This is a genomic window from Azospira sp. I13, assembly GCF_003112695.1.
GTDB lineage: Bacteria > Pseudomonadota > Gammaproteobacteria > Burkholderiales > Rhodocyclaceae > Azospira.
Window position 1 is genome coordinate 402,840 of record NZ_BFBP01000011.1, and the last position, 20,734, is coordinate 423,573.

Here is a 20,734-nt window from a genome sequence, read left to right on the forward strand (position 1 = left end):
CTCATTTTTTTTATCGCGGCAGGGAATCGCTTCCTCACACTTAGTGTCAAAAAATGTGCCAATCCTGATTTTCCCGGCCTTGGCACGCCATGCCCTAACAAACGCCTAACAACTACATATAGTCAACTATTTGCCTAGCACCACTACATGTAGTAGCTTTACGTCCCAGCTGAACCCCGGGCAACCCGGGTTATAACCAAACGCATAGCCGTCTTTTTTGGAGAGGAAACCCATGAATCAGGTCGCCGAACAGCTCTCCCTGTCCGCCATTCCCGAAGCCCCCGAATTCATTCCCCTGCCCGAGCAGGAGATTTCCACCGAAGTGTTGGTGGAGAAATACGCCAAGGGCAAGGAAATCAATGTCCATGACGTCCGCCGCCGCGTTGCCCGCGCCCTGGCCGCCGTCGAACCCGAGAAGGAACGGGCCAAGTGGGAAGAACGCTTCCTCTGGGCCCAGGAAAATGGCTTCGTGCCCGCCGGCCGCATCAACTCTGCCGCTGGTACCGATCTGGCCGCCACCCTGATCAACTGCTTCGTGCAGCCCGTTGGCGACTCCATCGTCGAAACCACCGACGGCCGCCCCGGCATCTATACCGCCCTGGCCCAGGCCGCTGAAACCATGCGCCGCGGCGGTGGCGTGGGCTACGACTTCTCCTCCATCCGCCCCGTCGGCGCCCAGGTCAAGGGCACCCAGTCCCGCGCCTCCGGCCCCGTCTCCTACATGCGCGTTTTCGACCGCTCCTGCGAGACCGTGGAATCCGCCGGTGCCCGCCGCGGCGCCCAGATGGGCGTGCTGCGTTGCGACCACCCGGATATCGAGGATTTCATCCACGCCAAGGATCAGGGCGACCTGACCAACTTCAACATCTCCCTCGGCGTTACCGATGCCTTCATGAAGGCGGTGGAAGCTGATGGCGAGGTGGAGCTGGTGCACAAGGCCGAGCCCAATGCCGACATGAAGTCCCAGGGCGCCTTCCAGCGCGAGGACAGCCTGTGGGTGTACCGCAAGGTCAAGGCCCGGGACCTGTGGGACCAGGTGATGAAATCCACCTACGACCACGCCGAACCCGGCATCCTCTTCCTGGATCGCATCAACAAGGACAACAACCTTAACTATTGCGAGCAGATCGAGGCCACCAACCCCTGCGCCGAGCAGCCCCTGCCGCCCTATGGCTGCTGCTGCCTGGGCTCCATCAACCTGACCCTGTTCGTGAACAACCCCTTCTCCGAACAGGCCGAGTTTGATTTCGAGGCCTTCGGCGAAGTCATCAAGGTATCCACCCGCATGTTGGACAACGTGCTGGACGCCACCCACTGGCCCCTGGAGCGCCAGAAGGAAGAAGCCGCCAACAAGCGCCGCATCGGCCTCGGCTTCACCGGCCTGGGCGACGCCCTGGCTATGCTGCGCCTGCGCTATGACCGGGCCGAAGCCCGGGCCATGGCCTCCCGCATCTCCGAGTTCATGCGCGACACCGCCTACCTGACCTCCGTGGACATGGCCAAGGAACGGGGTGCTTTCCCCCTCTTCAACGCCGAGTTGTATCTCTCCGGCGGCAACTTTGCCTCCCGCCTGCCCAACGAGGTCAAGGCCGAGATCCGCAAGCACGGCCTGCGCAACTCCCACCTGCTCTCCATCGCCCCCACCGGCACCATTTCCCTGGCCTTCGCCGACAATGCCTCCAACGGCATCGAGCCGCCCTTCTCCTGGACCTACAACCGCAAGAAGCGCATGCCCGACGGCACCCTGAAAGAATACGCCGTGGAAGACTACGCCTGGCGCCTCTACAAGCACCTGGGCGGCAATGTGGAAAAGCTGCCCGAGTACTTCGTCACCGCCCTGGAAATCTCCGCCGCTGCCCACAAGGACATGGTGGCCGCCGTTGCCCCCTACATCGACACCGCCATCTCCAAGACGGTGAACGTGCCTGGCGACTACCCCTACGAGGAATTCCAGGATCTCTACGTGGAAGCCTGGAAGTCCGGCCTGAAGGGCCTGGCCACCTACCGGCCCAACAGCATCCTGGGTTCCGTGCTCTCCGTGGAGCCGGCCAAGACCCAGGCCGAGGAAGAGAAGAATCACCCCCAGGACTTCGTCTCCGACGCCAACCGCCGCCTCTCCATCAAGAACCTGCCAGCCCCCGTGCTGGCCTCCCTGCGCTGGCCCGGCCGCCCCACCCTGCCGGAAGGCAACCTGGCCTGGACCTACATGCTCGACTACCCCCAGGGCAAGTTCGCCCTCTTCGTCGGCCATGTGGATCAGGAAGAGGAAGGCTCCCCCCGCCGCTCCTGGCCCTTCGAAATCTGGGTCAACGGCCCGGACGTGCCCCGCGGCCTAGGCGCCGTGGCCAAGACCCTCTCCATGGACATGCGCGCCAATGACCGGGGCCTGCTGGAAATGAAGCTGGACGCCCTGGCCAAGACCCCGGGCGACGCCTTCGACCTGCCCTTCCCGCCCCACGGCGAGCACAAACGGATGCCCTCCATCGTCTCCGCCATGGCCCAGGTCATCCACTGGCGTGTCGAGCAGCTGGGCGCCCTGCAGCATGAAGGCCCCACCCCGGTGGTGGACGCCATGTTCAGCGCCAAGGAACCGAAGACCGGCACCGACGGCACCCTGTCCTGGACGGTGGATGTCTTCAACCCGACCACCGGCGAAGACTTCGTCCTCGGCCTGAAGGAAATCACCCTGCCTGACGGCGTTACCCGCCCCTACTCCATGTGGCTCTCCGGCAACTACCCGCGCGCCCTGGACGGTCTGTGCAAGCTGCTCTCCCTCGACATGCGGGTGGTGGATCCGGCCTGGATCGGCATGAAGCTGCGCAAGCTGCTGGATTACCCGGAACCCCTGGGCGATTTCATGGCCTTCGTGCCCGGCACCCGCCGCCAGACCAACTACCCCTCCACGGTGGCCTACCTGGCCCAGTTGATCATCCACCGCTATGCCATGCTCGGCATCCTGGATGAACAGGGCGTGCCGCTGCAGCAGATGGGCATCCTGGAAGCACCGGAAGAAGCCTCCAACAGCGTCCGCCCCACCCAGGGCAAGCTGTGCGGCGAATGCGGCAACACCACGGTGATCAAGAAGGACGGCTGCGAATTCTGCACCGCCTGCGGCGCCGTCGGCTCCTGCGGCTAAACTGCGCAGCGGCCTCAGCCTAAGGACCCGTTCCGCCGGCACCCGCCAGTCCCAAGAAAAAGCCCGCCATCGGCAACGATGACGGGCTTTTTTCATGCCGATCGCCGGCTGATCGGCGAGGGCAGCATCAATCGCTGCCTCGGCATCCAGGTATCTGGATGCCCAACTCCCGGCCTTGGGGTGAGGGTTTGTAGTTTGTGGCCAGGCAATTCTTCAGCAAGGCACGGCCAGACCTTCGACAACCGACCCTCCACCGCTCGACAGCCACGCGGACCGTTCAATGGCTACCCGGCGACTACGCCACAGCCCCTTGCCGCATCCCTGCGCCAAACGCCGACCCATCCCCCATCACTGATGCCCAGCACTCACCTGCCCTGAAATGCAACAGGGGCGGGCATCTAGCCCACCCCTGTCTGGAGAAGCGCGTCCTTATTGCCTCACAGGCCATGGACTGGCGAGATGCCCGTCCCTATTGCCTGAGCGGCCGACTGACGATTTACCCGTATCAGGCCCGGCGCCAGGTGGTGCCCTGGGCGGAATCTTCGAGCACGATGCCGGCCGCCAGCAACTCGGCCCGCAGGCGATCCGCCTCGGCGAAATCCTTGGCCTTCTTGGCGGCGGCCCGGGCGGCGATGCGTTCTTCGATGACGGCAGGGGACAGCCCCTCGTCATCGCTGCCGGCAGCGCCTTGCAAGAAGGCCACCGGATCCCGCTCCAGCAGGCCGAGAATCCCGGCCAAGCCCTTGAGCTGGCCGGCCAGACGGGCGTCCTTGCTGCGATTGACCTCGTTGGCCAGTTCGAACAGCACCGCCAGGGCTTCCGGCGTGTTGAAGTCGTCGTCCATGGCGGCCTGGAAACCCTGGGCGTGAGCTTCCTCCCGATCCACCCCGGCGGCATCGGGGACCACGGCCTTGAGGGCGGTGTAGAGCCGGCTCAAGGCCTGGCGGGCATCGTCCAGGTGGGCGTCGGAATAGTTCAGGGGACTACGGTAATGGGCGCGCAGGATGAAGAAGCGCACCACTTCGGCATCGTACTTTTTCAGCACGTCGCGGATGGTGAAGAAGTTGCCCAGGGACTTGGACATTTTCTCGTCATCCACCCGCACGAAACCGTTGTGCATCCAGTAATTGACGAAGGTGCAGCCGTGGGCGCCTTCGGACTGGGCGATCTCGTTCTCGTGGTGAGGGAACTGCAGGTCCTGGCCGCCGCCGTGGATGTCGAAATGCTGGCCCAGCAGATCGGAGCTCATGGCGGAGCACTCGATGTGCCAGCCGGGGCGGCCAGCGCCCCAGGGGGATTCCCAGGCCGGCTCGCCTGCCTTGGCGTGCTTCCACAGCACGAAGTCCAGGGGGTCCTGCTTGGCGGAATCCACTTCCACCCGCTCACCGGCCCGCAGGTCGTCCAGGGACTTGCCGGAGAGACGGCCATAGCCGGGGAACTTGCGCACGGAGAAATTCACGTCGCCGTCGGCGGCCTTGTACGCCAGACCGTTGGCTTCCAGCTGGCCGATGAGGCCCAGCATCTGGGGCACGTAGTCGGTAGCCCGGGGCTCGTGGGTGGGCTTCTGCACCCCCAGAGCGGTGGCGTCCTCGTCCATGGCGGCGATGAAACGGTCGGTCAGCTGGCCGATGGTTTCACCGTTCTCCACGGCGCGGCGGATGATCTTGTCGTCAATATCGGTGATGTTGCGGACGTAGGTCACGTCCAGACCGCTGGCCCGCAGCCAGCGCTGCACGGCGTCGAAAACCACCAGCACCCGGGCGTGGCCCAGGTGGCAGAAGTCATAGACGGTCATGCCGCAAACATACATTTTCACCTTGCCCGCTTCGATGGGCGTAAAGGTCTGTTTTTCCCGGGCGATGGAGTTGTAGATTTTCAGCATGGAAAAGGCGATCGGGGAAAGAGGGCCGGGCGCCGGTGCGCCAGCCCGAAGGCATGAAGAAAAATGAAACCGTGAAGGCCCGGGCCTACCCGGGACTATCGGGCCCGGCCGCGGTGGACCGGCCGGCCAAAGCTCGCGGCAACTTCGAACTTCAAGCACCCGGCAACTTCGCTCCGGCGTCCTTCTTTGTTAGAATCGGGAAGTTTTGCGGAAAGCTTGCAAGAAGCCTTGCAGGAAGCCCTCCGGCTCGCGGTTCCGCTGATGCAAAACTAATGCAAAACGCCGACAAATCGTCCGAGAGAGTATAACACAACGATGGGTTCCCACTTTTCGCCAGCCCCCCGCCTGCCGCGCCTTTCCAGCCCTTCCCGGCTGCTTCCGGCCCTGCTGCTCGGGGCCCTGATCGGCTTCGGCACGCCCACTATTTCCCTGGCCGCCGAGCCGGCCATCGCCGACATCCAGAAGATGGTCAAGCAGGGCCAGAATGCCCAGGCCCTGGAGAAGGTGGACGCCTACATCACCGCCCGTCCGAAAGACGCCCAAGGGCGCTTCCTGCGCGGCATCATCCTCACGGAACTGAACCGCAATAACGAGGCCATCGCCGTCTTCACCAAGTTGACGGAAGATTTCCCCGAACTACCCGAGCCCTACAACAATCTGGCCGTGCTTTACGCCCAGCAGAAGCAGTACGACAAGGCCCGCAACGCCCTGGAAATGGCCATCCGCACCCATCCTTCCTATGCCATCGCCCATGAAAACCTGGGTGACGTCTATGCCAAGCTGGCCAGCCAGGCCTATGACAAGGCTCTGCAACTGGATTCTTCCAATTCCCACGCCCAGTCCAAGCTTTCCCTGATCCGGGAACTGATCGGTAACAGCAGCCGTCCGGGCAAGGCACCGACCGCAGCCAGCGCACCGCCCCCTGTCGCCCCGGCGCCCGCGCCCACCCCCGTGGCCGCTGCGCCGACCCCCGCTCCGGTAGCGCCGGTACCGGCACCTGCCCCGGCTACCCGGGAACCGGCCAAGGTCACCGTGCTGGACAAGGAAAAGGACAAGGAAAAGCCGGCTCCCGCCGCCGAACCGGCCCGGGTGGAAAAGGAAAAGCCCGCCGCAGCCAAATCCGACGGAGACGACAGCGCCGTGATCAAGGCCGTGCAGTCCTGGGCCGCCGCCTGGTCACGCAAGGACGTGAAGGGTTATCTCTCCTTCTACGGCCCCGACTTCCAGGTGCCCGGCGGCGCCAGCCGCAAGTCCTGGGAAAGCGAACGCGCTTCCCGCATCGACAAGCCGGGCAAGCTGCAGGTCACCGTGGATGACGTCAAGGTCAGCATGAACGGCGACAAGGCCACGGTCCGCTTCAAGCAGGGCTACACTTCCGCAACCCTCAAATCCTCTGCCGCCAAGACCCTGGTGATGCAGAAGAGCGGCAACAAGTGGCTGATCCAGCAGGAAAAAGTAGGTAGCTGATGTCTCTGATGTACACCCGGGGCAACTCCGGCCGGCGCTTCCGCCGCACCGCAGTTGCCCTGATCGTTTTAGTGGCTGCCGGTGCCGCAGCCTGGAAAGGCGCCAGCCTCTGGCGCAAGGGGGAAGCCCCCGCTGATGCCGGCAGCCCATCCCTGCCCATGGCAACGGCCACCTATTCGGATTCCGGCCCCGGCCTGCACGGCCCGGAGCCGATGCTGGCCAACATCTTTGCCCAGATTGAGCAGAACCGCCTGGAATCGGCCCTGGCCCTGACGGAAAACCTGCTGGAACGCTATCCGAAATTCCGCCTCGGCCACCTCATCAAGGGGGATCTGCTGCTGGCCCGCACCCGCCCCCTGGAAACCTTCGGCAACGCCCCCGACGCCCCCGCCGACAAGCTGGCCGACCTGCGGGCCGAGGCCATGGTGCGGCTGCGCGGCTACCGGGAAAAGCCGCCGGCCGACACGGTGCCCCGCTACCTGATGCAGATGGTGCCGGAACAGAAATACGCCGTGGTGGTGGATACCCAGAAATCCCGCCTCTATCTCTACGAGAACGACCAGAAGGCTGGCCGCCCCCGTTTCGTGGCTGACTACTACATCACCCAAGGCAAGCTGGGGGCGGAGAAGAGCAAGGAAGGCGACAAGAAGACGCCTATCGGCGTCTACCACGTCACTTCCAGCCTGCCCCGGGAAAAGCTGGCGGACCTTTACGGCAGCGGCGCCTTCCCCATCAACTATCCCAACGAATGGGACAAGCGCCAGGGGCGCAACGGCCACGGTATCTGGCTGCACGGCACCCCCTCGGACACTTTCTCCCGCCCGCCCCGGGCTTCGGATGGCTGCGTCGTGCTCTCCAACCAGGACCTGGACGCCGTGGCCAAGAACCTGCAGGTGGGCCTGACACCGGTGATCATCAGCAATTCCGTGGAATGGCTGTCCCTCGACGACTGGAACAAGGAACGCACCGAACTCAACCGGCAAATGGAATCCTGGCGCAGTGACTGGGAGAGCCGGGATGTGGAGAAATTCCTCGCCCACTATTCCGACAATTTCAAGAGCGGCGCCCAGGGCCTGGCAGATTTCGCCCAGCAGAAGCGCCAGGTCAATGCCGGCAAGGAATGGATCAAGGTCAAGCTCTCCGATGTCTCCATGTTCCGTGCGCCGGACAAGGAAGACTACGTGGTGGTCACCTTTGAGCAGACCTATCGCAGCAACAATCTCAACAACCAGATGAAGAAACGCCAATACTGGGTGCGCGAAAAGGGCACCTGGAAGATCATCTACGAAGGAGCCGCCTGATGTTCAAGACCCCGCTGTTGAAGCGCCTCGGCCGCCTGGCCGCCGGCCTCGCCCTCACCGCCTGCGCCAGCCTGGCCCAGGCTGCCAACCCCCAGGTGGAAATCCAGACCAACCAGGGCCGCATCGTCCTGGAGCTGTATGCCGACAAGGCCCCCAAGACGGTGGAGAACTTCCTGCAGTACACCAAGGACAGCTTTTACGACGGCACCATCTTCCATCGTGTCATCGACGGTTTCATGATCCAGGGCGGTGGTTTCACCCCCGACATGGCCCAGAAACCGACCCGGGCACCGGTGGAGAACGAGGCCAAGAACGGCCTGCGCAACGACATCGGCACCATCGCCATGGCCCGCACCAACAATCCCCATTCCGCCACGGCCCAGTTTTTCATCAATCTGGTGGATAACCGCAACCTGGATTACCCCTCCTTCGACGGTTGGGGCTACACCGTCTTCGGCAAGGTGCGCGAGGGCATCGACGTGGTGAAGAAGATCGGCCAGGTGCGCACCGGCAACCAAGGTGGCCACCAGAACGTGCCCGCCACCCCGGTGGTGATCCAGTCCGTGAAACTGCTTCCCGAAAAGAAATAAACCCGGCGGCCCGTCATCCCGACAGCCGCCCCCCTGCATTGAAAGGCAAACCATGATCAAACTGCACACCAACTTCGGCGTCATCGGCCTGGAACTGGATGCCGAGAAGGCTCCGGAAACCGTGAAGAACTTCATCTCCTACGTGGAGTCCGGCCACTACGACAACACCATCTTCCACCGGGTCATCAACGGCTTCATGATCCAGGGCGGCGGTTTCGCCCCCGGCATGGAACAGAAGGACACCCAGGCACCGATCAAGAACGAAGCCGACAACGGCCTGAAGAACGACAACTACACCGTCGCCATGGCTCGCACCAACGACCCCCATTCCGCCACCGCTCAGTTCTTCATCAACGTGAAGAACAACGACTTCCTCAACCACACCTCCCCCTCCGCTTCCGGCTGGGGCTACTGTGTTTTCGGCAAGGTGGTCGAAGGTACCGAGGTGGTGGACAAGATCAAGGGCGTCAAGACCGGCCGCAGCGGTTTCCACCAGGACGTGCCGGTGGAAGACGTGATCATCGAACGCGCTGAAGTCGTCTAAGCCAGCCGCCGATCCGGGGCGCGAGCCATCATCACACCCTCGCGCCCCATGCTCACCTTCATCTCCGACCTGCACCTTTCCCCCGCAGTCCCGGGCATTACTGCCCTCTTCGAGGCCTTCCTCGCCTCCCTGCCGAAACGGCAGATCAACAGCCTCTACATCCTCGGCGATTTCTTCGACCACTGGGTCGGCGACGACGACTGCCGTGACCCCTACAACGCCCGCATCATTGCCGCCCTGCGCCAGGCCGCCGATCAGGGTATCGAACTCAACCTGCTGCACGGCAACCGGGACTTTCTCCTGGGTCAGGATTTCGCCACCGCCGCCGGCCTGCGCCTGCTGCCGGACCCCTATGTGCTTTCCGTAGTGACCTGGCAGTTCGTGCTCAGCCACGGCGACGCCCTGTGCACCGATGACCAGGACTACCAGGCCTTCCGCGCCCAGGTGCGGGGCCATGCCTGGCAGGCCGATTTCCTGGCCAAACCCCTGGCCGAACGCAAGGCCATTGCTGCCGCCCTGCGTCAGCGCTCCGAAGCCATCAAGGCCGAAAAGCGGGACGAAGCCAACTACCTGATGGACGTCAACGCAGCCACGGTGGAAGACTTCCTGCGCGACAACGGCTACGCCACCCTGATCCACGGCCACACCCACCGCCCGGAGCGCCACGACCACATCGTGGACGGCATCCACTGCGAACGTTGGGTGCTTTCCGACTGGCACCAGGACCACACCCGTGCCTGGGGCGACTGCCTGGTCTGGGACGGCGATACCCTGCAGCGCGAATCCCTGGAACTTCCCCTGGCCTGAGCCGCACTGTAACCCCGCACCGCAACCCCGTACGCAACCCAACTCCGTAATAACCACATGCCCTGCGGGGTTGACCAAAGCAGCCATCCCCCGTAGATTCTCCCTCGCGATCCCACGAAGGGGAGTAGCTGAACCGCCGGAAGTCGTCAGTACGGGAATGAAAGTTCCCCGGCCCGGTGGGTGGTTCCAGAGGCGCAAAAATAGCGCGCCGACGCAACCCAAGCGAGACCTTTGCCGCCAACGGCAAAGGTTTTTTGCGTTTACGGGCGGCGAGGATCGGTTAATCTCGATCTCATGCGAAAGGAACCGCCATGAAAAAGCTGCTCTCGCTCCTCTTCTTCAAATTCCGTCTGGCCCTCCTGGCCGGTATCGGACGCTTCATCATCCTGCCCCTCTTCAAGGCCCTGTTCCGCCGTATGGCGCGCCAGGCTGACACCGTGCGTCGCGCCCAGGCCGAAGCGGAACCTGCCTTCGCGCCGGCCTACGCCCGGGCCGGCACCTCCGGCAGTACCCCCCGGGACCCCATTACCCTCGACGGGGAATGGCGTCGCATCAATGACCGTCGCCAGAACTGGTAAGGAGCAGCCATGACCGAAAGTATCGGCAACGTCTGGTGGTGGGTCGGCTTCGCCATTTTCGTGGTGGTGGCCATCGTGGTGGACCTGGTGGCCCTGGAAAAGAAGGGCGGCCGAGCTGTCACTGCCCGCCAGGCCCTGGCTTGGTCGGCTCTGTGGGTGAGCCTGGCCCTCGTCTTCTGCGCCATCCTGTGGGGCTGGCTGGACCACAGCGTGGGCAGGGAAGTGGCCAACCTGAAGGCGACAGAATTCCTCACCGGCTACCTGATTGAGAAATCCCTGTCGGTGGACAACATCTTCGTCTTCCTGATGATCTTCACCGCCTTCGTGGTGCCGGCGGAGCAGCAAAAGAAGGCCCTCATCGTCGGCGTCATCCTGGCCGTGGTGCTGCGGGCCATCATGATCCTCATCGGTGCCTGGCTGATTTCCCAGTTCAGCTGGATCCTCTACGTCTTCGGCGCCTTCCTGCTCGTCACCGGCATCAAGATGGCCCTGCCCGGCGAGCATGAGCCGGACATCGAACAGAATCCGGTGCTGAAGTGGATGCGGGGCCACCTGAAAATCCTGCCCCAGTACGATGGCGACAAGCTGGCCGTAATGAAGGAGGGCGTACGCTGGTTCACCCCCCTCTTCGTGGTGGTGGTGCTGATCGGGGTTACCGACGTGATCTTCGCCGTGGACTCCATCCCGGCCATCTTCGCCGTGACCACGGACCCCTTCATCGTCATGACCTCCAACATCTTCGCCATCCTCGGTCTGCGGGCCCTGTATTTCCTGCTGGCGGACATGGCAGCCCGCTTCCACCTGCTCAAGTACGGCCTGGCGGCGGTGCTGTGCTTCATCGGCGTGAAGATGCTGATCGTCAAGTGGTTCCACATCCCGGTGTTCGTCTCCCTGGGCGCAGTGGCCGGCATCCTGGCGATCTCCATCGTCGCCTCCCTGCTGCGTCCCCAGGAGGAGGCCGGCAAGGCAGCTAACTAAGCCTTAACCGGGTCATGGGCCGTGCGATAATCGCGGCCCATGACCTCCCGCTCCACCGGCACCGACGCGGCCGCCCTCGACCTCCTCCACCGCATTTTTGGTTACACCGCCTTCCGCGGCCGCCAGGCCGAAATTGTCGGCCACGTGGCCGATGGCGGCGACGCCCTGGTGCTGATGCCCACCGGCGGCGGCAAATCCCTCTGCTACCAGATTCCCGCTTTGCTGCGCCACGGCTGCGGCATCGTCGTCTCGCCGCTGATCGCCCTGATGCAGGATCAGGTGGACGCCCTCACCCAGCTCGGCGTCAAGGCCGCCTACCTCAACTCCACCCTGGATTGGCAACAGGTACAGGAGGTGGAACGGCGCGTCCTCAGCGGCGACCTGGACCTGCTCTACGTCGCCCCGGAACGCCTGCTCACCGACCGCTGCCTGTCGCTCCTGGACAAGCTGGAAGCGGACCAGCGCCTGGCCCTCTTCGCCATCGACGAAGCCCACTGCGTCTCCCAGTGGGGCCACGACTTCCGCCCCGAATACCTGCAACTCTCGGCCCTGCACAACCGCTACCCGGATGTGCCCCGCATCGCGCTGACCGCCACCGCCGATGCGGCGACCCGGGAAGAAATGCGCGTCCGCCTGGGCCTGACCGAAGCCCGGGTCTTCGTCGCCAGCTTCGACCGGCCCAACATCCGCTACCTCATCGTCGAAAAGGACAATCCCCGCAAGCAGCTGCTCGGCTTCCTCGCCGGCCACAAGGGCGAGGCCGGCATCGTCTACTGCCTGTCGCGCAAGAAGGTGGAAGAAACCGCCGCCTGGCTCACTAGCCAGGGCATTCCCGCCCTGCCCTACCACGCCGGCCTGCCGGCCGAGGTGCGGGCCGACAACCAGCGCACCTTCCTGCGGGAAGAAGGCATCACCATGGTGGCCACCATCGCCTTCGGCATGGGCATCGACAAGCCCGACGTGCGCTTCGTCGCCCACCTGGACATGCCCAAGAGCCTGGAAGCCTACTACCAGGAAACGGGCCGGGCCGGCCGCGACGGCGAACCCGCCGAAGCCTGGATGGCCTATGGCCTGCAGGACGTGGTGCTGCAACGCTCCCGCATCGAAGAATCCGCCGCCCCCGAGGAGCAGAAGCGGCTGGAGGCCCAGAAGCTCAACGCCCTGCTGGCCTATGCCGAATCCCCCCGCTGCCGCCGGGTGGTGCTGCTCAACTACTTCGACGAAGCCAGCGAACCCTGCAACAACTGCGACGTCTGCCTCACCCCGCCAGAACTGTGGGACGGCACCGTGGCCGCCCAGAAAGCCCTCTCCGTGGTCTATCGCACCGGCCAACGCTTCGGCGTGGTGCACCTCATCGACGTGCTACGGGGCAAGGTCAGCGACAAGGTCAAACAGTGGGGCCACGACGCCCTGCCCACCTTCGGCGTCGGCGCCGATCTGGACGATGGCGCCTGGCGCGCCGTCTTCCGCCAGCTGGTGGCCGGCGGCATGCTCACCGCCGACCTGGCCGAACACGGCGCCCTGAAGCTCACCGATGCCGCCCGCCCGGTGCTGAAAGGCCAGCAAACCCTGGAAATGCGCCGCCACGTGGCCCGCAAGGGTGGCAGCAGCAAGAGCCGCAGCGACCGCATCCCCACCAAGCTGGACGACATGACCCTGGAAGACCAGGCCCTCTTCGAAGACCTGCGCCAGTGGCGTGCCGACACCGCCAAGGAACAGGGCGTGCCGGCCTACGTCATCCTGCACGACAAGACCCTCAAGGAACTGGCAGAAGACCGGCCCACCACCAAGGCCGAACTGATGGGTATCTCCGGCATGGGCACCGCCAAGCTGGAACGCTACGGCGACGATCTGCTGGGCATTATCCGGGCCGCCTGAGTCTCACGGCCCCGGCCGCGGCACATTCGGCCGGCTTCATGCGGCCGCATGAAGCGGCTTTATCCAACCACTCCCCGCTTAGGCAATAAGGACGGCGCTTTCCGCCATGGACATGCCTGAACGTGGCGTCCTGCTTGCCTCTCAGCCCATCCCCCTTTCAGGAATTGCCGCTCCCCCACTCGGCGACAAAATCCGACTGGAACTGCCGCAGCCATTGCAGCCGCTCCTCCCCCAGGCAGCATCCGGCCGCCGTCTGCATGGTGGCCGGCAGGGTTGCCAGCTTTACCTCGATGTGGTCCAGGGCGTAGGCCTTGTCGTCCAGCTCCCGCGCGGCCCCTAGTGGGTCGCCGGCATGGGCCAAGGCGGAACCCAGACGCCCCGCGGTGTAGAACAGGCGGGCTAATCCCACTGCGCCCAAAGCATCCAGCCGGTCCGCATCCTGGATGATCTTCGCTTCGATGGTGGTGGGGGCGATGCCCGCGGAAAAGCTGTGAGCCTCGATGGCATGGGCCACGGCGGCCAGTTTTCCTGCCGGAAAGCCGGCTTCCTTGAGTTTTGCCACCGCCAGTTCCGCCGCCAGGGTGGAGCCTCTGGAGCGGTCCGGGTGGTTCTTCGGCAGATTCACCAGATCGTGCAGATAGCAGGCCGTCATCACCACCAGGGCATCGGCTTCGGCATGGTCCTGCAACAAGGTCTGGGCCGTCTGCCAGACACGATGCAGGTGGTTGAGGTCGTGGGCGCCATCGTCATGGTTGTCAGCCGTAGCCAGGGCGAACAGGCGCAGCAACCAGTCGGAGGAAGAGTCAGTCATGGAATCAGTCGGGGAAAATGGGGCAACGGTCAGGGCGGCCATTGTAACGACCTGTTCCCGCCTGCCGGCCCTTGGCTTGCTAAGCCCCCAGCCCCTGCATTTCTGCCATCAACGCTCCATGCCAGGCCAGTTCATCTGCCGCCAGGTCCGGGTCCCGGTATTGGCGGAGGGTCTGGACGATGACGCCGTCGCTGCGGAATTTGTACTGGGTGTCCATGAGCAGCACGTCCAGGGGCTCGGGATTCACCGTGACGTAGCAGAGGTTGTCCGGCAGGGCCGGTTCCGCGGTCTTGCCGGCGGCCCGGGCAGCGATTTCCTTGGCAACGATGCGGCCCATGCGGTTGGCTACGTGGCCGCTCTTGGGGTAGTGGCCGAAGAGGGGGGAGACGGCGCCGACGGCGTCGCCGATGACGAAGATGCGTTCGTCGGCCCGGCTTTGCAGGCTGGGGCCGGTGACCTGGGCCCAGCCGCTGGCCTTGCCGTCGTCGTCGGGCCCGGTGAGGCCGGCCAGGGCGGCCAGTTCGCCAGCCTGTTGGGGCGGCAGCAGCATGGCACTGTCGAAGGTGAATTCCCCCGCGGCGGCGACGAGGCGCCGGGCCTCCAGGTCGATGCGGCGTACCGGGGAATTGGCGACGTAATGGATGCGCCCCCGGAAGAATTCGTTGAACACCTTGGCGTAGCCCGGGTTGGGCGGATTGGCATCCACCAGCAGGATGCGCCCGGGAATCTGCCGCGCCTGGAACCAGCGGGCCAGCAGCACCGCCCGCTCGAAGGGCGCCGGTGGGCAGCGGTAGGGATAGGGGGGCACGGTGATGAGCAGGTCGCCCCCCTTGAAATCAGCCAGGCGGCGCTGTACTTCCGCGAACTCCGGGCCGGCGGTATAGGCCGGGGCATAGCGGCTGCGGGCCTGGGCGATGGCCTCCCGGTCGTCGCCGAACCAGGCGCTGTAATCGTGGCGGATGCCGGGCGCGAGCACCAGCCAGTCGTATTCCAGGGGGCCCTGGCCGGTCAGCACCTGGCGGCGGTCCCGATCCACTCCGGTGACCTCGGCCTGGAGGAAGGTGTAGCCGAGGCGGCTGGCCACTTGCCGGTAGTCGAAACGCAAGGCGGCGCCGTCGGCCTCCCCCACCAGCCAGTGGTTGCTGCGAGGGCAGGACCAGAAGGCGGGCAGCCGTTCCAGCAACTCCACTTCCAGTTGAGGCGCTTCCTGCCGCAGATGGCGGGCAGCGGCCAGGCCGCCCCAGCCACCACCGACGATAAGCACCCGGCCGGCCTTGCCGGATACCGACGCGGGCGGCAACAACGGCGCCGCCCGCACCAGGGGCATGGCGCCGAGCGCGCCCAAGGCGGCGGTGGCAGTAAGGAATTGACGGCGGCTCGGCATCATGGCGGCAAGATCGAAGCGGAAAAGCGTCAGTCTAGCCAAGGGCGGGGCAAAGCAACCTGACACGCATCAATTCAGGGCCCTTGCCCCCGGGGAAGGAGGTCGGTAAAAAGGTCGTCATGACGGATGAGGGAGCCTCTGACGGCTCCCGAATTTGAAAGCAAGTGACGGGGTGCGCCGCGGCTCGCCGCTGCCTAAGCTGGCCCCATCCCCCTGCCGAAACACCGCCGATGAAAACACCCTCCCTGCCCCCCTCCACCGCTCCCCGTCGCCCGGGCAAGAAGGCTGAAAGCGCGCCTGCCTCGGGTGCGATCACCGTGGAGGCCCCCGAGGCCCTGGGCGCACCAGGAAGCCGGGATGCCACGCCCACGGCCGCCGCCCTGGTCGTTGCCGATCCGCGCTGGGCTGCCCTCTGCGCCCGGGACCCGGCGGCGGAAGGGCAGTTCATCTACGCCGTGCGCAGCACCGGCATCTACTGTCGCCCCACCTGCCCCTCCCGCCGGCCCCGACCGGAAAATGTGGCCTTCTACGCCGACCCGGCGGCGGCCCGGGCGGCCGGTTTTCGCCCCTGCCTGCGCTGCCTGCCCGACCAGCCGCCCCTGGCCCAACGCCAGGCCGATCTGGTGGCCGGGCTGTGCCGCTTCATCGACAGCGCGGAGACGCCCCCGACGCTCGATGAGCTGGCCGCCTGGGCGGACCTCAGCCCCCACCATCTGCACCGCCTCTTCCAGACCCACACCGGGCTGACGCCCCGGGCCTATGCCCGGGCGCTGCGGGCCGAACGCCTGCGCAACAGCCTCGGCCAGGGGACGGAAAAACCTCCGCTGACAGACAACGTCCGCCCTGGCAGCTCCCCGGCGGACAAGGACCAGACCATCACCGATACCCTTTATGCCGCCGGCTACAACGCCAGCAGCCGCTTCTATGCCGAGGCCGACCGGGTACTGGGCATGGCGCCCCGCCGCTTCCGGGCGGGCGGGGCGGCGGAGGATATCCGCTTCGCCATCGCCGCCACCAGTCTGGGTGCCCTGCTGGTGGCCCGCAGCAGCCGGGGGCTATGCGCCATCCTGCTGGGGGATGATCCCACCGCCCTGGCAGCGGACCTGCAACAGCGCTTTCCCCGAGCCCGGCTGCTGGGGGACGGGCCGCAGCAGCAGGACTTCGAGGCCTGGGTTGCCCAGGTGGTGGGCCTGGTGGAGCAGCCCCGGCAGGGACTGGACCTGCCCCTGGATCTGCGCGGCACCGCCTTCCAGCACCGCGTCTGGCAAGCCTTGCAGGCCATCCCCCCGGGGGAGACCCGCAGCTATACCGAGATCGCCCAGGCCCTTGGCCTGCCCAAGGCGGTCAGGGCCGTGGCCGCGGCCTGCGCCGCCAACCCCCTGGCCGTGGCCGTGCCCTGCCACCGGGTGGTGCGCAGCGATGGCGGATTGGCAGGCTACCGCTGGGGCCTGGAACGCAAGGCGGCCTTGCAGCAGCGGGAGCAGGCCACGGCAACCATGGCGACGACAACCGAGGCCCATCCGGGAGAAGCGGTAGCGAGGCAAGAAGCGATGCGGCAACACCGCAAAACGGCCAACCGATCCACCGACGCAGCCAGCACGCCGAAGGGCCGCCCGGCTCCGAAAAAGCGCGGGCCATGAGCACCACGCCCGACCTCTTCGCCGACCTGCCGCCCCCGCCGCCCTCCACCGAGCGCCTGGGGCCCGGCACGCTGCTGTTGCGGGGCTTCGCCCTGGAACAGGCGCCAGCCCTGCTGGCGGCGGTGCGGCAGGTCATTGACCAGGCACCGTGGCGCCAGATGCTGACCCCCGGCGGCCAGACCATGTCGGTGGCCATGAGCAGCTGTGGCTCCCTGGGCTGGATATCCGACCGCCGGGGCTACCGCTACGTGGCGACGGACCCGGCCAGCGGCCAACCCTGGCCGCCCATGCCCGCCCTCCTGCGCGACCTGGCCCGGGAGGCCGCCAGCACAGCCGACTACCCGGGCTTTGCCCCCGATGCCTGCCTCATCAACCGCTACGCCCCGGGGGCCCGCATGTCCCTGCACCAGGACCGGGACGAGCGCGATCTGGCGGCCCCCATCGTTTCCGTCTCCCTCGGCCTGCCGGCCCGCTTTCTCTGGGGCGGCATGGGCCGCAGCGACCCCACCCTCAAGGTGCCCCTGCTGCACGGCGACGTGCTGGTCTGGGGCGGCCCCGACCGGCTGCGCTTCCACGGCGTGCAGGCGGTACCGGCGGGGGAACATCCCCTCACCGGCACCTGTCGTATCAATCTCACCTTCCGTCAGTCCGGCTAATGCCCCCTCACGCCGCTAGTGCCAGCATCACCCTTCCCCTGCCGGCGGATTTCCGCACGGCGGACCTGCTCGCCTTCCACCAGCGGGATGCCAGCCAGACGGCGGAGCGGGTGGCGGGCAACACCCTGCACAAGGGCCTGCTCTGGCAGGGCCAGCCTGCCTGCCTGCACCTCACCCTGGAGGCGGGAAGCGTCGCTGCCGAACTGGCGGTGGATGACGCGGCGAACCCATCGGCCGCCGAATTGCAAACCCTGGTGCGCCATCTGCTGGGCCTGGATCAACCGGTGGCCGACTTCACCACCACCCACCGCGACCACCCCGAACTGGGGCCCGTCATCGCCCAGCTGCCGGGCCTGCGGGTGGCCCAGGCCGCCAGCCCCTTCGAGGCCCTGAGCTGGGCCATCACCGGCCAGCAGATCAGCGTGGCCGCCGCCGTTTCCCTGCGTCGCAAGCTCATCCTCGCCGCCGGCCAGCGCCATTCCAGCGGCCTCTACTGCTACCCCGACGCGGCTGCCCTGGCCCGGCTGGATGAGGCACAGCTGCGCCAGGCCGGTCTCTCCCGCAGCAAGGCAACCACCCTGCTCCCCCTCTCCCGCGCCATCGCCGCCGGCGAACTGCAGCTGTCGGCCACGCCGGAAGAACTGCCAGCCCTGGAGGAACGCCTGCTGGCCTGCCGCGGCATCGGCCCATGGACCGTGCATTACACCCTGCTGCGGGGTTTTGCCCATCTGGATGGCTCCCTGCATGGCGATGCCGCGGTGCGCCGGGCCCTGGGCCGGCTGCTGCAACGGGAAGTGGATGCCCGGGCAACGGAGCAGTGGCTGGCCCAGTTCCGCCCCTGGCGCGCCCTGGCCGGGGCCTACCTGTGGGCCAGCCTGCGCCTGGAGGCCTGAGGGGCCTGAGCGCCTGAAAGCCTGAGGGCCCGGCCAACGTCCTGAAGTGCGCTGAGAGGCAGCGTGCAGGGTTGCTACAATGCCCCACCCCTTTCCCGCCTGCCCGAGCCTGCCTTGACTGCGACACCGTCTCCCCCTGCCTCCCCTCCCGCGACCACTTCCGCCCCCCCCTCCCTCCCTGCCGCACCGGCCAGCGACGTCTTCGGCGTGGTCCTGGCCGGCGGCCTGGGGCGCCGCATGGGCGGGGCCGACAAGGGCCTGCTGCCCTGGCAGGGCACGCCCCTGGCCCGCCACATCGCCGCCCGGCTAGCCGGCCAGGTGGGCGCGGTGGCCATCAATGCCAACCGCAATGCCGACACCTACGCCACCTTCGGCTACCCGCTGTTGCCGGACCGGCTGCCGGACTTTCCCGGCCCCCTGGCAGGCTTCCACGCCGCCCTGGCCGCCAGCCCCCTGCCCCTGGTGATGCTGGTGCCCTGCGATTCTCCCGATTTCCCGGCCGACCTGGTGGCCCGCCTGCGCGAAGCCCTGCTGGCAAGCGACGCCGAAGTGGCCGTGGCCCGGGCCGACGGGCGCCGCCATTCGGTGTTCTGCCTGTGCCGCCGGGAACTGGCAGCGGATCTGGCCGCTTTTCTTGCCGCCGGAGAACGCAAGGTGGGCCTGTGGCAGGATGGCCGCCGCCTCGTCCAAGTCGAATTCACCGCCCCCGAAGCCTTCCGCAACTGCAATTCCCGGGAAGACCTCGACCCCGCCAGTGGACCGAATTGAGCCTCCCGGGAGGGGGTTTACCCCATTGCTTTGACAAAAAGGGTTGAATTTTCCCCGCCGCCGTCTACCATCGCCAAAGCTCTGTCTTTCAGGCACCTCCCCGGTGCCCGGATCGGCGAAGAGAATTACAACGAAAACATCGGTCTCCCATCCGCCCGTTGCCCCAGAAAATTACGTCATCATGATCTCGGCCCAAGCTTCCGCTCCCTGCCTGCGACCCCTGCTGGACGTCAATCAATCCTGGGCCGCCCTGGAACTGGGCACCCACCGGGACAACGGCGCCACCACCCTGGCCCTGGCCGCCACCCTGCTGGCCCGGGACATGGAACAGACGCCCCCCGGCCGCTTGCCCTGGCTGATTACCCTGGATGCCGGCGAAACCGGCCGCCTCGGCGAACTGGCGGGCAACAGCCCCCTGGCCCGGCAACTGTCGGCGGAGCGGGTGTCCTTCTTCCTGCCCGCCGAGGCCTGGGAAAGCCCGGCCGCTGCCGAACAGCGGCGCGCACTGGAGAGCCGGGGCTACGCCCTGGGCGCCGATGTGGCCGATGCCGAAACCCTGGAGCGGCGCGCCGCCGCCGGTGCCCGCCTGTTGCGTATCGACAGCGCCACGGCGCGGGACAAGATTTCCCCGGTACTGCTCAACCGCCTGCGGGACAATGGCTGCACCCTGGTGGCCCGCAACGTGGTCAATCACGATCTGTTCATCTGGTGCGCCGCCCGGGGCTTCGCCCTGATGACCGGCGAGTTCGTGCCCCAGCCCGATGAATGCCCGTCCAGCCCGGCGGACCCGACCAAGCTGCGCCTGCTCAAGCTCCTCTCCCTCATCGTCCAAGATGCGGACAACCGGGAAATCGAGGAGATGATCAAGCAGGAGCCCAAGCTCTCCTACAACCTGCTGCGCCTGGTCAATTCTGTCTCCGTCGGCGCCAGCACCAAGATCACCAGCTTCTCCCAGGCCATCACCCTGCTCGGCCGGCGCCAGCTGCAACGCTGGCTGCAACTGCTGATCTACGCCAACCAGTTCAATCCCGGCCCCCAGGCCAACCCCCTGATGCCCCAGGCCGCCCTGCGGGGCCGTCTGGTGGAACTGATCGCCATCCAGGCCCTGCCGGACAGTGCCGCCGATGCCGACCTGCGGGATTGCGCCTACATGACCGGCGCCTTTTCCCTGCTCGACGTATTGCTGGGCCTGCCCCTGGACAGCATCCTCTCCGCCCTGCCCCTGATCCAGGAAGTAGCCGATGCCCTGGGCCAGCACAGCGGCCTGCTGGGGGAGGCCTTGGCCCTGGTGGAATGCCTGGAGCGGGGCGAAGCGCCGCCGGATGGCCGCAGCACCCTGCGCCTCACCCCGGAAGACCTGGGCCGCCTGCAAGTGGATGCCCTGGCCTGGGCCAGCCACATCAACCTGGCCTGACGCCCCC

The 20,734-nt window shown here is 66.2% G+C and carries 17 protein-coding genes; 14 read left to right on the forward strand and 3 right to left on the reverse strand.

Annotated features, from left to right (window positions below; genetic code table 11):
• Positions 1-232: 232 nt before the first annotated feature.
• The gene (locus AZSI13_RS11785; protein ID WP_201262360.1) at positions 233-3,136 is read left to right on the forward strand and encodes an adenosylcobalamin-dependent ribonucleoside-diphosphate reductase; all 2,904 of its coding nucleotides are present in this window, start codon (positions 233-235) and stop codon (positions 3,134-3,136) included.
• 505 nt (positions 3,137-3,641) lie between these two features.
• On the opposite strand, the gene cysS is transcribed toward AZSI13_RS11785, so the two are convergent.
• Positions 3,642-5,018, reverse strand: coding sequence for a cysteine--tRNA ligase (gene cysS / locus AZSI13_RS11790; RefSeq protein ID WP_109041346.1), 1,377 nt, complete (start codon positions 5,016-5,018; stop codon positions 3,642-3,644).
• 315 nt (positions 5,019-5,333) lie between these two features.
• On the opposite strand from cysS, the gene AZSI13_RS11795 reads away from it, so the two are divergent.
• The 8 genes from AZSI13_RS11795 (at position 5,334) to recQ (ending at position 13,161) form a co-directional block, all read left to right on the forward strand.
• The gene (locus AZSI13_RS11795; protein ID WP_109041347.1) at positions 5,334-6,485 is read left to right on the forward strand and encodes a nuclear transport factor 2 family protein; all 1,152 of its coding nucleotides are present in this window, start codon (positions 5,334-5,336) and stop codon (positions 6,483-6,485) included.
• Positions 6,485-7,786, forward strand: coding sequence for a murein L,D-transpeptidase family protein (locus AZSI13_RS11800; RefSeq protein ID WP_201262361.1), 1,302 nt, complete (start codon positions 6,485-6,487; stop codon positions 7,784-7,786). Before AZSI13_RS11795 ends, AZSI13_RS11800 begins: the two co-directional genes overlap by 1 nt.
• Positions 7,786-8,376: a peptidylprolyl isomerase gene (locus tag AZSI13_RS11805; protein ID WP_201262362.1), complete on the forward strand. Its 591-nt coding sequence runs from the start codon at positions 7,786-7,788 to the stop codon at positions 8,374-8,376. Before AZSI13_RS11800 ends, AZSI13_RS11805 begins: the two co-directional genes overlap by 1 nt.
• 52 nt (positions 8,377-8,428) lie before the next feature.
• A complete protein-coding gene (locus AZSI13_RS11810) occupies positions 8,429-8,920 on the forward strand; it encodes a peptidylprolyl isomerase (RefSeq protein ID WP_109041348.1) in 492 nt (163 codons plus the stop codon).
• Between the two features lie 48 nt (positions 8,921-8,968).
• Complete coding sequence (locus tag AZSI13_RS11815; protein WP_109041349.1) at positions 8,969-9,727, forward strand: UDP-2,3-diacylglucosamine diphosphatase; 759 nt, start codon at positions 8,969-8,971, stop codon at positions 9,725-9,727.
• Between the two features lie 311 nt (positions 9,728-10,038).
• Complete coding sequence (locus tag AZSI13_RS11820) at positions 10,039-10,305, forward strand: hypothetical protein (protein ID WP_109041350.1); 267 nt, start codon at positions 10,039-10,041, stop codon at positions 10,303-10,305.
• Between the two features lie 9 nt (positions 10,306-10,314).
• On the forward strand, positions 10,315-11,283 hold the full coding sequence (locus AZSI13_RS11825) for a TerC family protein (RefSeq protein ID WP_109041351.1): 969 nt from the start codon (positions 10,315-10,317) through the stop codon (positions 11,281-11,283).
• A 39-nt stretch (positions 11,284-11,322) separates the two neighbouring features.
• Entirely contained in the window at positions 11,323-13,161 is a 1,839-nt protein-coding gene (gene recQ, locus AZSI13_RS11830; RefSeq protein WP_109041352.1) for a DNA helicase RecQ, read from the forward strand.
• Positions 13,162-13,318: 157 nt separating this feature from the next.
• On the opposite strand, the gene AZSI13_RS11835 is transcribed toward recQ, so the two are convergent.
• Both AZSI13_RS11835 and AZSI13_RS11840 read right to left on the reverse strand, forming a co-directional pair.
• A complete protein-coding gene (locus tag AZSI13_RS11835; protein WP_109041503.1) occupies positions 13,319-13,972 on the reverse strand; it encodes an HD domain-containing protein in 654 nt (217 codons plus the stop codon).
• Between the two features lie 79 nt (positions 13,973-14,051).
• Complete coding sequence (locus AZSI13_RS11840) at positions 14,052-15,359, reverse strand: FAD-dependent oxidoreductase (protein WP_109041353.1); 1,308 nt, start codon at positions 15,357-15,359, stop codon at positions 14,052-14,054.
• Positions 15,360-15,586: 227 nt separating this feature from the next.
• On the opposite strand from AZSI13_RS11840, the gene ada reads away from it, so the two are divergent.
• From ada to AZSI13_RS11865, 5 genes are all read left to right on the forward strand, one after another.
• Positions 15,587-16,996 carry a bifunctional DNA-binding transcriptional regulator/O6-methylguanine-DNA methyltransferase Ada gene (ada, locus tag AZSI13_RS11845; RefSeq protein ID WP_109041354.1) on the forward strand — a complete coding sequence of 470 codons (1,410 nt, stop codon included), beginning with the start codon at positions 15,587-15,589 and terminating at the stop codon, positions 16,994-16,996.
• The gene (gene alkB, locus AZSI13_RS11850) at positions 16,993-17,652 is read left to right on the forward strand and encodes a DNA oxidative demethylase AlkB (RefSeq protein ID WP_109041355.1); all 660 of its coding nucleotides are present in this window, start codon (positions 16,993-16,995) and stop codon (positions 17,650-17,652) included. Before ada ends, alkB begins: the two co-directional genes overlap by 4 nt.
• Positions 17,652-18,545 carry a DNA-3-methyladenine glycosylase gene (locus AZSI13_RS11855; protein ID WP_109041356.1) on the forward strand — a complete coding sequence of 298 codons (894 nt, stop codon included), beginning with the start codon at positions 17,652-17,654 and terminating at the stop codon, positions 18,543-18,545. Before alkB ends, AZSI13_RS11855 begins: the two co-directional genes overlap by 1 nt.
• Positions 18,546-18,659: 114 nt before the next feature.
• Positions 18,660-19,313 (forward strand): molybdenum cofactor guanylyltransferase MobA, encoded by a 654-nt coding sequence (mobA, locus tag AZSI13_RS11860; protein WP_235609748.1) that lies wholly within the window; start codon positions 18,660-18,662, stop codon positions 19,311-19,313.
• 181 nt (positions 19,314-19,494) lie between these two features.
• On the forward strand, positions 19,495-20,727 hold the full coding sequence (locus AZSI13_RS11865; RefSeq protein ID WP_109041357.1) for an EAL and HDOD domain-containing protein: 1,233 nt from the start codon (positions 19,495-19,497) through the stop codon (positions 20,725-20,727).
• Positions 20,728-20,734 lie beyond the last annotated feature (7 nt).